Below are 12,235 nucleotides of genomic sequence, written 5' to 3' on the forward strand. Positions count from 1 at the left end.
GGGCAGGTCGGCGGCCGCGACGGTCACGGCCGTGCCCGGGTCGGCGAGCCCGGCGACGACCTCGGACCATCCCGAGCCCAACACGAGGGCGATGTCGTGGCGGTCGCGACCGCTCAGCCGCGCGATCTGTGCGGCCGCGGCGCGGGCGTCGTCGGTGGGGGAGAGCAGGGGCGCCATCGGCCGCTCAGGCGCCCGGGCCGACGTTGCGTGATTCCCGCGTGCGCAGCTCGTGCACGTACTGGTCGGGGGCACCCGCGCACTCGGCGGCGTCAGCGAGCAGACCGAGGTACCTCGCCGACGGCAGCCCGCCCTCGAAGGCGTCCATGACGTACAGCCACGCGAGCACGGTGTCGTCGGTGCCGGTGGGGGTGGTGTCCACGGCGAACTCGGATTCCTGGGCGTCGACCGGGGGGCCGTCGGGCACGGTCGGCTGGCGGGTGACGCGGACGCGGATCTTCCGCGCGGGCATCTCGTCGGTGCCCTCCCAGCGGTCGAGGGCCCGGACGTCCTCCTCGGGGACGTCGTAGAGCACCACGAAGACCCTCGACCCCTGGTCCGGCACGACCGTGGCGACGGCGCCCTCCCAGGTGGGATCGTCCCCGGCGAAGGTGAGGCGCCAGCCGTCCACCCACCCGGTCCCGGCGAAGGGGGAGTGCGGCGCGCGGGTGTTCATCTGATCGGGATGCATGTTCGTCCCGTACGCGGCGTAGAGAGGCACGGCCACAACCCTAGTCCCTGGGGGCGGCACCGGGCCCGACGTCCTCGGCCCCGGTCGGGTCGTTCGACTACCGTGTATGGCGGACGTGACGCGGTCCGCCACAGCGGGGCGCGGCGCTCGGCCCTTACCCCTGTGAGCCGTGGAGGACATGTGACGCAACGCATCATCATCATCGGCGGCGGACCCGCCGGCTACGAGGCGGCGCTGGTCGCCGCCCAGTACGGTGCGGACGTCACGATCGTCGACTCGGACGGCATCGGCGGCAACTGTGTGCTCAGCGACTGCGTGCCGTCTAAGACGTTCATCGCCACCACGGGCGTGCGCACGGACATGCGTCGCGCCGAGGAGATGGGCGTCCAGGCGCACTTCGACCCCACCGCGTACAAACTCGGGCAGGTCAACGGGCGTGTGAAGTCGCTCGCCCGCGCGCAGTCCGCCGACATCCGGGCGCAGCTGCAGCGCGAGGGCGTGCGGCTGATCTCCGGCTGGGCGCGTCTGCACGACTCCCAGCCGGGCATGGCCTCGCACCGGGTGGCCGTGACCTTCGAGAGCGGGCAGGAGAAGATCTTCGACGCCGACGTGGTCCTCATGGCCACCGGTTCCAGCCCCCGCGTGCTACGGGGCGCCGAACCCGACGGCGAGCGGATCCTCAACTGGCGTCAGCTCTACGACCTCACCGAGCTGCCCACCCACCTGGTCGTCATCGGCTCGGGCGTCACCGGTGCCGAGTTCGTCTCGGCGTTCACCGAGATGGGCGTCAAGGTCACGATGGTCTCCAGCCGCGACCGGGTGCTGCCGCACGAGGACGCCGACGCCGCCCTGGTGTTGGAGGAGGCCCTGAGCGAACGTGGCGTGTCGCTGGTCAAGCACGCGCGCGCCGACGCGGTCGAGCACTTCGAGGACGGCATCATCGTCCGCCTCGGCGGCGGGCGCACGGTCAAGGGCTCGCACGCCCTCATCTGCGTCGGGTCGGTGCCCAACACCCAGGGCCTCGGTCTGGAGAACGCGGGCGTCGAGCTGCAGCCCAGCGGCCACATCAAGGTCGACCGCGTCTCCCGCACCACCGCCCCGGGCATCTACGCCGGTGGCGACTGCACGGACCTGTTCCCGCTGGCCTCGGTGGCCGCCATGCAGGGCCGCATCGCGATGTACCACGCGCTCGGTGAGGGCGTGAACCCCATCAAGCTGCGGACCGTCGCCTCCGCGGTGTTCACGCGGCCCGAGATCGCCACGGTCGGCATCTCGCACGCGCAGATCGAGAGCGGCGAGGTCCCCGCCCGCGTCGAGGTCATGCCGCTGGCCGGCAACCCGCGGGCCAAGATGCGCAGCCTGCGGCGCGGCTTCGTCAAGCTCTTCTGTCGCCCGGCCTCCGGCGTGGTGATCGGCGGCGTGGTCGTGGCCCCCACGGCGTCCGAGCTGATCCTGCCGATCTCGGTGGCGGTGCGGAACCAGCTCACGGTGGGCGACCTCGCGGGGTCGTTCTCGGTGTACCCGTCCATGACGGGCACGATCACCGAGTCGGCCCGCCAGCTCATGCGCCACGACGACCTGGACTGAGCGGCGCCCGCGACGCCCGTTGACACGGCGGCACCCGCGGCACCCGCCGCCCCGGCGGCGCCGCCGGGACTCAGCCCTCGGCGTCCGCCCAGTCCAGCGTCCGCTCGACCGCGTCGTTCCACCGCGCCAGCAGCCGCTCCCGCTCCTGCTCCGGCATCTGCGGCGACCAGCGGCAGTCCTCCCTCCACAGCTCCCGTAGCCGGTCGGGGGAGTCCCACTGACCCACCGCCAACCCGGCCGCGAACGCGGCCCCGAGCGCGGTGGTCTCGGTGACCTCGGGACGGATCACGTCCACGCCGAGGATGTCGGCCTGGAACTGCATGAGGTAGTCGTTGACCACCATCCCGCCGTCGACGCGCAGCGAGTCCGCGGACTCACCGGCGTCGGCGACCATCGCGTCGGTCATCTCACGGGTCTGGAACGCGGTCGCCTCCAGGGCCGCGCGGGCCAGGTGCGCGCGGGTGTGGAAGCGCGTCAGCCCGACCATCGCGCCGCGGGCGTCCGGCCTCCAGCGCGGGGCCAGCAGCCCCGAGAACGCGGGCACCAGATAACAGTCCCCGTTGTCCTCCAGCGACTTGGCCAGCCCCTCCGTCTCGTCCGCGGTCGAGATGATCCCGAGGTTGTCGCGCAGCCACTGCACCAACGACCCGGCCACGGCCACGGACCCCTCCAGCGCGTAGACCGGGTCGTCGTCCCCCAGCTGGTAGGCCACAGTGGTGAGCAGGCCGTTGTCGCTGAACTGTGGCGTCGTGCCCGTGTTGAGGAGGAGGAACGCGCCCGTGCCGTACGTGTTCTTCGCCTCCCCGGGCTCGAAGCAGGTCTGGCCGAACATCGCGGCCTGCTGATCCCCGAGGATCCCCGCGATGGGCGTACCGCCGAACATCCTCCGTTCGGTCACATGGCCCAGCACACCGGAGGAGGGGACGATCTCCGGGAGCATCGCCCGGGGCACGCCGATCTCGCGACAGAGGTCCTCACTCCACTCCAGCGTCCGCAGGTCCATCAGCAGGGTGCGCGACGCGTTGGTGACATCCGTGACGTGGAGGGCCTCCTCGTCGTCGTCACCTCCACGGCTCCCACCCGTGAGGTTCCACACCAGCCACGAGTCGATGGTCCCCGCCAGCAGCTCCCCGGCCTCCGCGCGCTCGGTGCCGCGCTCGCCTCGCGAGTCGAGGTGATCGAGGATCCACCGGATCTTGGGCCCGGCGAAATAGGTCGACAGGGGTAGGCCCGTGGCGTCGCGGAAGCGGTCGTCGCCGTCGGGGTGCCCCTCGGCCAGACGAGCGCAGATCCCCGACGTGCGGGTGTCCTGCCACACGATCGCGTTGTAGACCGGCTCGCCGGTCGTCCGGTCCCACACGACGGTGGTCTCACGCTGGTTGGTGATGCCGATCGCGGTGACCGCCGCCGGCTCGAGGTCCGCCCGGCCCGCCACCTGACCCATCGCCGTGCGCACGTTCGCCCAGATCTCCACCGGGTCGTGCTCCACCCATCCCGCCCGCGGCAGGATCTGCCGGTGCTCCACCTGGACCGTGGCCGCGGGGACCGGCATTCCCTGGTTGTCGAAGAGGATCGCCCGCGTCGACGTGGTGCCCTGATCGATCGCCAGAATGTAGGTGTTGCGAGTCACGGGCCCAAGACTACGTCCGCCCGCGCGTAGAGTCGGGGCCGACCGGCCGGAACCCCACGCCCGGCCGTGGAGGGAGCGTCCATGCCCACGACCAGGTCCCGATCCGTCCTCGGACCCGATCGCCGCGCGGAGACGTGGCGCAGGCTGGAGGAGGACACCTTCGACGTCGTGGTAGTCGGCGGGGGTGTGGTCGGCACGGGCAGTGCGCTGGACGCCGCCACGCGCGGGCTGAACGTGGCACTCGTCGAGGCCCGCGACTTCGCGGCGGGGACCTCCTCCCGCAGCTCCAAGATGTTCCACGGCGGGCTGCGTTACCTCGAGCAGCTCGACTTCGGCCTGGTTGCCGAGGCGCTGCACGAGCGGGAGCTCAGCATGACCCGCCTGGCGCCGCACCTCGTCACCCCGCTGAAGTTCCTCTTCCCCCTGACCCGCCGCTTCTGGGAGCGCCCGTACATGGCCGCCGGGTTCGTGCTCTACGACGTGATGGGCGGCGCGAAGAGCGTCCCGCCGCAGAAGCACTACAGCCGGGCCGGCGCCCGCCGCGTGGCCCCCGGACTGCGCGAGGACGCCGTGGTCGGCGGGATCCGCTACTGGGACACCCTCGTCGACGACGCGAGGCACACCCTCACCCTCGCCCGCACCGCCGCCCATCACGGGGCGGTCGTGGCCAACTCGACACAGGTGATCGGGTACCTCCGCGACGGCGACCGGGTCACCGGCGTGCGCGTCCGTGACGCGGAGACCGGGCGCGAGACCGACGTGCGTGCCGGGGTCGTGCTCAACGCGGCCGGCGTGTGGACCGATCAGCTGCAGCGGATGCTCGGGGAGGAGGGCGGCTTCACCGTCCGGGCGTCCAAGGGCGTGCACATCGTCGTGGACCGCGACAGGGTCGACTCGGAGGCGGCGCTGATCCTGCGCACCGAGAAGTCCGTGCTGTTCGTCATCCCGTGGGGCGAATACTGGATCATCGGCACCACCGACACCGACTGGCAGCTCGACCTGGCCCACCCGGCGGCCACCGGCGCGGACATCGAGTACATCCTCGGTCACGTCAACTCCGTGCTCACCACGCCCATCCGCCGCGAGGACGTGCGCGGAGTGTACGCGGGGTTGCGACCGCTGCTGTCGGGCGGCGCGGACTCCACCGCCAAGCTCTCGCGCGAGCACGCGGTGATGACCGTCGCCCCCGGGGCCGTGGTGGTCGCGGGCGGCAAGTACACGACCTACCGCGTGATGGCCGCTGACGCGGTCGACGCGGCGGTGGCCGAGCTGGGGGAGCGGGCCGCGGCGGTGCCTCCGTCGACCACCGAGCGGATCCCGCTCCTGGGCGCCGACGGGTATCCGGCGATGGTCAACCGCGCCGACCGGATCGCCGATCATTACGAGATCCGCGAGGATCAGATGCAGCACCTGCTCGGCCGCTACGGCACGCTGGTCGAGGACGTCCTCGACCTCGCGGCGGATCAGCCCGACCTGCTCGATCCCGTTGGCGGGGCCGAGCGCTACCTGCGCGTGGAGATCGTGCACGCCGCGCAGGCCGAGGCCGCGCTGCACCTCGAGGACGTCCTGGTCCGCCGCACGCGGATCTCGATGGAGTACCAGCACGGTGGTGTCGACTGCGCGCGCGAGGTCGCCGACCTCATGGCCGGGGTGCTCGGATGGGGCTCCGACCGCGTCGCTCGCGAGGTGGAGCTCTTCGAGCGGCGGGTCGTCGCCGAGCGGGCGAGCCAGGTGGTGGAGTCCGACGACGAGGCGGACAACTTTCTCAGGGGTGTGCCCGAGGTCCGGGAGTTCCTGGTGGACGCGGCGTTCGATCCCGCCAGCGCGGAGCCCGTGGTCGAGCACTCGGCCGGCCCTGGGGTCTGAGACCCGCCGACGCCGGGCGGTGGGCCCCCACAACCGCGAAATCCGCTACTCCGGCCCGGGATCCGCTACGCCTGCAGGGGTAGCGGATCCGTAGGGGGAGTAGCGGATTCCGGGGGTGGGTCGTCGACGGCGCGGACGGGTCCCGCCCGCGCCGTCAGCGGATCACTTGATCTCGCAGAGAACCGTGCCCTGGGTGACGGCGGCACCGGCGTCCACGGACAGGTCGGTGACGACGCCGTCCTTGTGGGCGGTGACGGGGTTCTCCATCTTCATGGCCTCGAGCACGGCCACGAGCTCGCCGGCCTTGACCTCCTGGCCCTCGGAGACGGCGACCTTGACGACGGTGCCCTGCATGGGCGCCGACACGGCGTCACCGGACGCGGCCGCACCGGCGGCGCCGCCGCGGGTCCGGGACTTGGCCCTGCGGCGGACGGTGCCGCCGGCGTGCGAACCACCGAACGCGAGGTCGCCGGGCAGCGAGACCTCGACGCGACGACCGTCCACCTCGACGACGACCTTCTTGCGCTCGACGGGCTCGTCATCGTCGGCCGGGGCACCGGTGGGCGTCCACGGCTCGATCGGGTTCTCCCACTCCTCCTCGATCCACTTGGTGTAGACGTCGAACTTCTTGCCGTCGCCGACGAACGCGGGGTGGGTGACGATGTGCTGGTGGAACGGCAGGACGGTGGCCATGCCCTCGATCTTGTACTCGGCCAGGGCGCGGGCCGAGCGGGCGAGCGCCTGGTCGCGGTCCTCGCCCCACACGATGAGCTTGGCGAGCATCGAGTCGAACTGGCCGCCGATGGTGTCGCCCTGCTCGACGCCGGAGTCCATGCGCACGCCCGGGCCGGTGGGCTCGTGGTAGGCGGTGATGGTGCCGGGGGCGGGCAGGAAGTTGCGGCCCGCGTCCTCGCCGTTGATACGGAACTCGAACGCCACGCCGCGGGGCTCGGGGTCCTCGGTGAACTCGAGCACCTCGCCCTCGGCGATCTTGAACTGCTGCAGGACCAGGTCGATGCCCGCGGTCTCCTCGGTGACCGGGTGCTCGACCTGCAGGCGGGTGTTGACCTCGAGGAAGGAGATCGTGTCGCCCTGGACCATGTACTCGACAGTGCCGGCACCGTAGTAGCCGGCCTCCTTGCAGATGGCCTTGGCGGAGTCGTGGATGCGCTTGCGCTGCTCGTCGGTGAGGAACGGCGCCGGGGCCTCCTCGACGAGCTTCTGGAAGCGACGCTGCAGGGTGCAGTCGCGGGTACCGGCGACGATGACGTTGCCGTGCTGGTCGGCGAGGACCTGCGCCTCGACGTGGCGGGCCTTGTCGAGGTACTGCTCGACGAAGCACTCGCCACGACCGAAGGCGGCGGTGGCCTCACGGGTGGCCGACTCGAAGAGCTCGGCGACCTCCTCCATCTTGTGGGCGACCTTCATGCCGCGTCCGCCGCCACCGAAGGCGGCCTTGATGGCGATGGGCAGGCCGTACTGCTCGGCGAACTTGACGACCTCGTCAGCGTTCGCGACCGGGTCCTTGGTGCCGGCGGCCATGGGGGCGTTGGCCCGCTCTGCGATGTGGCGGGCGGTGACCTTGTCGCCGAGGTCGCGGATGGCCTGCGGCGGGGGCCCGATCCAGATGAGGCCGGCGTCGATGACGGCCTGCGCGAAGTCGGCGTTCTCGGACAGGAAGCCGTATCCCGGGTGGATCGCGTCGGCGCCGGACTTGGCGGCGGCGTCGAGGATCTTGTCGAAGACCAGGTAGGACTCCGCGGAGGTGGTGCCCCCCAGGGCGAAGGCCTCGTCGGCCAGCTTGACGAACAGGGCGTCGGCGTCGGGCTCGGCGTACACGGCCACGCTGGCCAGGCCGGCGTCCTTCGCCGCGCGGATCACACGGACGGCGATCTCGCCGCGGTTGGCGACGAGGACCTTGGTGATGTGAGAGCTGGCATGACTGGGCACTCAGGGCCTCCTGGTGATGGACGTCTTTACTGGCGGTCGGCCGGGAGGCCCACCGAGTTCTTCCGCAGTCTAATGAGAGGCCTCCCTCATGTGTGGTGTTGGGGTCGGCGGTCCGACCGCCGGGGGCGGACCCCGATGGCCCGTGGCCGGGGTGACCTGCAGGTTCCGAACGGGGGTGGCGGGGTCAGCCGCGCAGCTCGGGGCGCCAGACGCGGTGCGCGTTGATCCCCGCGGCCTCCAGCAGGCGGCGCAGCAGCGGCAGGCTGAGGCCGATCACGCTCGACGGGTCGCCCTCGATCCGGTCGATGAACCAGCCGCCGAGCGACTCGATCGTGAACGCGCCCGCGCATTCCAGGGGCTCGCCGGTGCGCAGGTACACGTCGAGGTCGGCGTCGGACGGGGCGCCGAAGTGCACCGTGGTGTCGGAGGTGTCCGAGTCGGAGAAGGTCACGGCGTAAGGGGCGTCGCCGGCGAGGTCGGCGACGATGAGCGCGTGCCCGGTGAGCAGGACGCCGTGGCGACCGCGCATCTTGTGCCACCGCTCGAGCGCGCGCTCGTAGGTGTGCGGTTTGCCCTCGAGGCGACCGTCGACCAGCAGCATGGAGTCGCACCCCACGACGATCAGGGTGTCCGCCCCCGCCGACCGCGCCTCCTCTGCGAGCTGCGCGCCCTCGCGGTGCAGGACATCCTCCGCCTTCGCGCGGGCCAGCTCCTCGACGACCCGCACGTGCGGTGTCCCCGTGGGCAGTGCAGCCTGGAGCGCGTCCTCGTCGACCTCCGGGTGCCGGACGAGCGGGTCGACACCGGCCTGCTCGAGGATGTGGAGACGGGACGGGGAGGCGGAGGCGAGGACGAACGCGATCATGGGCTAGAGCGTAGCCACGTGCTCACGAGCGCGGCAGCAGCATGGTGACGGTCAACGTGGTGGGCTCGAGGGCGCGGACCCGGTGTCGGAGCTTGGCGGTGAGGTGCACGATCTCGCCGGGGCGCAGGTCGAGGGTGCGGTCCGGCAACCCGAACTCGACGCGGCCGCGCAGCAGCTGCACGAGGATCGGGTGGAAGGCGGCGTGATCCGCTAGTTCCTGACCCTCGGCGAACTCGAACGCCACGACCTTGGTCGTCTCGTCCTGGTGGACGACGGTGGCGCCGGGACGGTCCGCCGACGGTTCGGCGCGTCCGATGATCCCCGTGTGATGGGTGGCGGTGCCCTCGTCGGTGCCCGCGCGCCTGCCGTGCTCGCGATCCTCGGACATGCGACCCCCTGCTCGCGGACCGACACGCCGACCGGCCGGACGGCGTGCCACCAGCCTACCGACGGGGTCGCCGACGACGGCCGCCCCGCCGCTGCACTCTCGCGCGCCCATCGGTGCGGGCGGGAGTGCAGGAGCGGGGGCGGCGGTACGGAGCGACGGCGGGCCCGGCGCGTGGTGCGCCGGGCCGACCGGTCAGTACTGGCGGCGGTTGAGGAACGAGTTGGGGTTGTAGCCGAACGGCGGCCGGAGCCGGTCCTCGAAGGCGCCCCAGTCGTTCTTGATCCCGGTGTCGTGCCCGCCGTGGGCGGCGTTGCCGTGGGCGGTCGCGAAGACCGCCGCCAGGATGCCCACCTCGGTGGCCGTTGGGTTACCCCCTTCGACCTCGAAGAACGGCTTCTCGGGCTTGTCGGCCCCGTCCTGTTGCTTCTCGGCGGTCACAGCGGGATGTTCCCGTGCTTCTTGGCGGGCACCTCGACGACCTTGCGGTCGAGCAGGCGCAGGGCCTGGGCGACCTGCAGGCGGGTGTGCGACGGCGGGATCACCGCGTCGACGTAGCCGCGCTCGGCGGCGACGTACGGGTTGACGAGGGTGTCCTCGTACTCGGCCTGCAGCTTCAGGCGCAGGGCGTCGACGTCCTCGCCGTTGGCCGCGGCCTGCTTGAGCTCGTTGCGGTAGACGAACCCGACCGCGCCCGAGGCGCCCATGACGGCGATCTCGGCGGTCGGCCACGCCAGGTTGATGTCCGCGCCCATGTGCTTGGACCCCATCACGTCGTACGCGCCGCCGTAGGCCTTGCGGGTGATGACGGTGACCTTGCCGACGGTGGCCTCACCGTAGGCGTAGAGGAGCTTGGCGCCGCGGCGGATGATGCCGTCGAACTCCTGGCCGGTGCCCGGCAGGAAGCCCGGGACGTCGACCAGGGTGAGGATCGGGATGTTGAACGCGTCGCAGGTGCGGACGAAGCGCGCGGCCTTCTCGGAGGCCTTGATGTCCAGGCAGCCGGCGAACTGGGTCGGCTGGTTGGCCACGACGCCGACGCTGCGGCCCTCGATGCGGCCGTAGCCGACGATGATGTTCATCGCGTACTGGCCCTGGACCTCCAGGAACTCGCCGTCGTCGACGATGTGCGAGATGACCTCGTGCATGTCGTACGGGCTGTTCGAGGAGTCCGGGATGATCGTGTCGAGCTCGTGGTCCTCGAGCGTGAGGTTGTCCTCGATCGCGCCCTCGGCCACGGGGTAGGGGAGCCGCGGGGCCTCGGCCCGGTTGTTGCTCGGCAGGTAGGACAGCAGGTCCTTGACGAAGTCGAGGGCGTCCTGCTCGTCGCTGGCCGTGTAGTGGGAGACGCCGGACTTGGTCATGTGGGTGGTGGCGCCGCCGAGCTCCTCCTGCGACACCTCCTCGCCGGTGACGGTCTTGATGACGTCGGGGCCGGTGACGAACATCTGCGAGGTCTTGTCGACCATCACGGTGAAGTCGGTCAGGGCGGGGGAGTACACGTGGCCGCCGGCGGACGGGCCCATGATGAGGGACACCTGCGGGATGACGCCGGAGGACAGGACGTTGCGGTGGAAGATCTCGCCGTACAGGCCGAGCGAGACGACGCCCTCCTGGATGCGGGCGCCGGCACCGTGGTTGATGCCGATCATCGGGCGGCCGGTCTTCAGGGCCAGGTCCATGACCTTGACGATCTTCTCGCCGTAGACCTCACCGAGCGACCCGCCGAAGACGGTGGCGTCCTGCGAGAACACGCAGACGCTGCGGCCGTCGATCGTGCCGTAGCCGGTGATGACGCCGTCGCCGAGCGGGCGACGCTCCGCGAGGCCGAAGGTGGTGGCGCGGTGGCGGGCCAGGGCGTCGATCTCCACGAACGAGCCCGGGTCGAGGAGGTTCTCGATCCGCTCGCGGGCCGTCATCAGGCCCTTCTCGTGGGTCTTGTCCACCGCGGCCTGCCCCATGGGGGCCCGGGCCTCGTCGAGGCGCCGACGCAGCTCGGACAGCTTCCCGGCGGTGGTGTGGATGTCGGGGGTCGCGGCGTCCGTCTGGACGTCGGCGCTCACGTCCGGTTCTGAGGCAGTCGTCATGTTGCAAGACTCTAACTAGTCACCGCGCCCCGTGGCGACGTGACCCGGCCAACGTCCCCCGGAGACGGCCCGCGCCTCGTGTCGGAGCGGGCACATACCCTGGGGGTCGTGCACTCAGACACCGGTACGGAGACCCCGCCCGCGCTGGACGCCGACGCGCTCCGTCGCGTCCTGGTGGAGGGACCGGACGCCCCTTACTCCTCACTGGAGGTGGTCGAGGACATCGGCTCGACCAACGCGGAACTCCTCGCCCGCGCGGCCGCGGGCGCGGCGGACCGCAGCGTGCTGCTGGCCGAACATCAGGCGTCGGGGCGTGGCCGGCTCGGCCGCGTGTGGACCGCCCCGCCCCGCACGCAGGTCGCCGTCAGCGTCCTGCTGCGACCGGGCGCGGTCTCGCCGACGCTCTTCGGGTGGCTGCCGCTGGTCACCGGCCTGGCGATCCGCGACGGGCTCCGCGAGGTCGGCGGTGTGGACGCCACCCTGAAGTGGCCCAACGACGTCCTGGTCGACGGCCGGAAGATCGCCGGGATCCTCGCCGAGATGACCACGGTCCCCGCCGGGGGCGACTACTCGGTGCGCCTGCCCGCCATCGTGGTGGGCGTCGGGATCAACGTGTCCCTCAGCCGGGCGCAACTGCCCGTACCGCACGCCACCTCGCTCGCGTTGGCCGGCGGATCGGTCGACCGCGACCGCCTCGCGCAAGCCGTGCTGGAGGCACTGGCCCTGCGCCACGGCCAGTGGCGCGAGTGTGAACGCGGGAGTGGATCGACCATCTCGGACACGCTCATGACGACCTACTCCGAGGCCTGCTCCACCATCGGCGCCGACGTGAGGGTCGAGCTGCCCGGGGACATCGTGCGGACCGGGCGAGCCGACCGGGTCGACCGGGACGGCCGCCTCGTCGTCGTCGACACCGACGGCGAGTTCCCCGTGGCCGCGGGCGATGTCACCCACGTCCGCGGCGTCGGCGGTCGGTGGGGCGGCTGAGCCGTGGGTTTCGTCCGATCGGTCCTCGCGCCGGGGGAGACGCTCATCGTCCACACCCACCCGCACTGGCGCGCGCTCATCAGACCCGCGCTCGTCACCCTCGTCGGCGCCGGACTCGCCGGTATCGCCGGCGGCTTCATCGAGGTCCAGGTCGTCCACGCCGGGGACCGGACCGCCACCTGGGCCATGG

Annotated in this window: 10 protein-coding genes and 1 pseudogene; 4 read left to right on the top strand and 7 right to left on the bottom strand. The window is 71.6% G+C overall.

Features of this window, described 5'->3' with window-relative positions; genetic code table 11:
- Positions 1 to 184 precede the first annotated feature (184 nt).
- On the bottom strand, positions 185 to 718 hold the full coding sequence (locus G6030_RS11850; RefSeq protein WP_063974224.1) for a gamma-glutamylcyclotransferase family protein: 534 nt from the start codon (positions 716 to 718) through the stop codon (positions 185 to 187).
- A 150-nt stretch (positions 719 to 868) separates the two neighbouring features.
- Here G6030_RS11850 and G6030_RS11855 point away from each other — a divergent pair, with 150 nt between their 5' ends.
- Positions 869 to 2,275, top strand: a complete 1,407-nt coding sequence (locus tag G6030_RS11855) for an NAD(P)H-quinone dehydrogenase (RefSeq protein ID WP_182643262.1) — start codon at positions 869 to 871, stop codon at positions 2,273 to 2,275.
- Positions 2,276 to 2,345: 70 nt separating this feature from the next.
- Here G6030_RS11855 and glpK read toward each other — a convergent pair whose 3' ends face one another.
- Complete coding sequence (gene glpK, locus G6030_RS11860; protein WP_182643263.1) at positions 2,346 to 3,905, bottom strand: glycerol kinase GlpK; 1,560 nt, start codon at positions 3,903 to 3,905, stop codon at positions 2,346 to 2,348.
- Between the two features lie 81 nt (positions 3,906 to 3,986).
- Here glpK and G6030_RS11865 point away from each other — a divergent pair, with 81 nt between their 5' ends.
- On the top strand, positions 3,987 to 5,771 hold the full coding sequence (locus G6030_RS11865; protein WP_182643264.1) for a glycerol-3-phosphate dehydrogenase/oxidase: 1,785 nt from the start codon (positions 3,987 to 3,989) through the stop codon (positions 5,769 to 5,771).
- Between the two features lie 162 nt (positions 5,772 to 5,933).
- On the opposite strand, the gene G6030_RS11870 is transcribed toward G6030_RS11865, so the two are convergent.
- The 5 genes from G6030_RS11870 to G6030_RS11890 all read right to left on the bottom strand — a co-directional run bounded on the left by G6030_RS11870 (position 5,934) and on the right by G6030_RS11890 (position 11,058).
- Positions 5,934 to 7,721, bottom strand: a complete 1,788-nt coding sequence (locus G6030_RS11870) for an acetyl/propionyl/methylcrotonyl-CoA carboxylase subunit alpha (RefSeq protein ID WP_007628901.1) — start codon at positions 7,719 to 7,721, stop codon at positions 5,934 to 5,936.
- Positions 7,722 to 7,905: 184 nt separating this feature from the next.
- Positions 7,906 to 8,586: a nucleoside triphosphate pyrophosphatase gene (locus G6030_RS11875; protein WP_007628903.1), complete on the bottom strand. Its 681-nt coding sequence runs from the start codon at positions 8,584 to 8,586 to the stop codon at positions 7,906 to 7,908.
- Between the two features lie 22 nt (positions 8,587 to 8,608).
- Positions 8,609 to 8,974 carry a cupin domain-containing protein gene (locus G6030_RS11880; RefSeq protein WP_007628905.1) on the bottom strand — a complete coding sequence of 122 codons (366 nt, stop codon included), beginning with the start codon at positions 8,972 to 8,974 and terminating at the stop codon, positions 8,609 to 8,611.
- A 192-nt stretch (positions 8,975 to 9,166) separates the two neighbouring features.
- Positions 9,167 to 9,412 carry an acyl-CoA carboxylase subunit epsilon gene (locus tag G6030_RS16540; RefSeq protein ID WP_007628907.1) on the bottom strand — a complete coding sequence of 82 codons (246 nt, stop codon included), beginning with the start codon at positions 9,410 to 9,412 and terminating at the stop codon, positions 9,167 to 9,169.
- Complete coding sequence (locus G6030_RS11890) at positions 9,409 to 11,058, bottom strand: acyl-CoA carboxylase subunit beta (protein ID WP_043567136.1); 1,650 nt, start codon at positions 11,056 to 11,058, stop codon at positions 9,409 to 9,411. Before G6030_RS11890 ends, G6030_RS16540 begins: the two co-directional genes overlap by 4 nt.
- A 108-nt stretch (positions 11,059 to 11,166) precedes the next feature.
- Between G6030_RS11890 and G6030_RS11895 the strand changes: the two genes are divergently transcribed.
- Entirely contained in the window at positions 11,167 to 12,045 is an 879-nt protein-coding gene (locus tag G6030_RS11895) for a biotin--[acetyl-CoA-carboxylase] ligase (protein WP_043567145.1), read from the top strand.
- A gap of 3 nt (positions 12,046 to 12,048) precedes the next feature.
- A pseudogene (locus tag G6030_RS11900) lies at positions 12,049 to 12,235 on the top strand (PH domain-containing protein); the annotation flags it as partial.

It is taken from the genome of Dietzia sp. E1, assembly GCF_014145015.1.
Taxonomy (GTDB): Bacteria; Actinomycetota; Actinomycetes; order Mycobacteriales; family Mycobacteriaceae; genus Dietzia; species Dietzia cinnamea_A.

Excerpts from the sequence above, each read along its gene's own strand:
- G6030_RS11875 (WP_007628903.1), bottom strand. The coding sequence starts at position 8,586 with ATGATCGCGTTCGTCCTCGCCTCCGCCTCCCCGTCCCGTCTCCACATC.
- G6030_RS11890 (WP_043567136.1), bottom strand. The coding sequence starts at position 11,058 with ATGACGACTGCCTCAGAACCGGACGTGAGCGCCGACGTCCAGACGGAC.
- G6030_RS11880 (WP_007628905.1), bottom strand. The coding sequence starts at position 8,974 with ATGTCCGAGGATCGCGAGCACGGCAGGCGCGCGGGCACCGACGAGGGC.
- G6030_RS11865 (WP_182643264.1), top strand. The coding sequence starts at position 3,987 with ATGCCCACGACCAGGTCCCGATCCGTCCTCGGACCCGATCGCCGCGCG.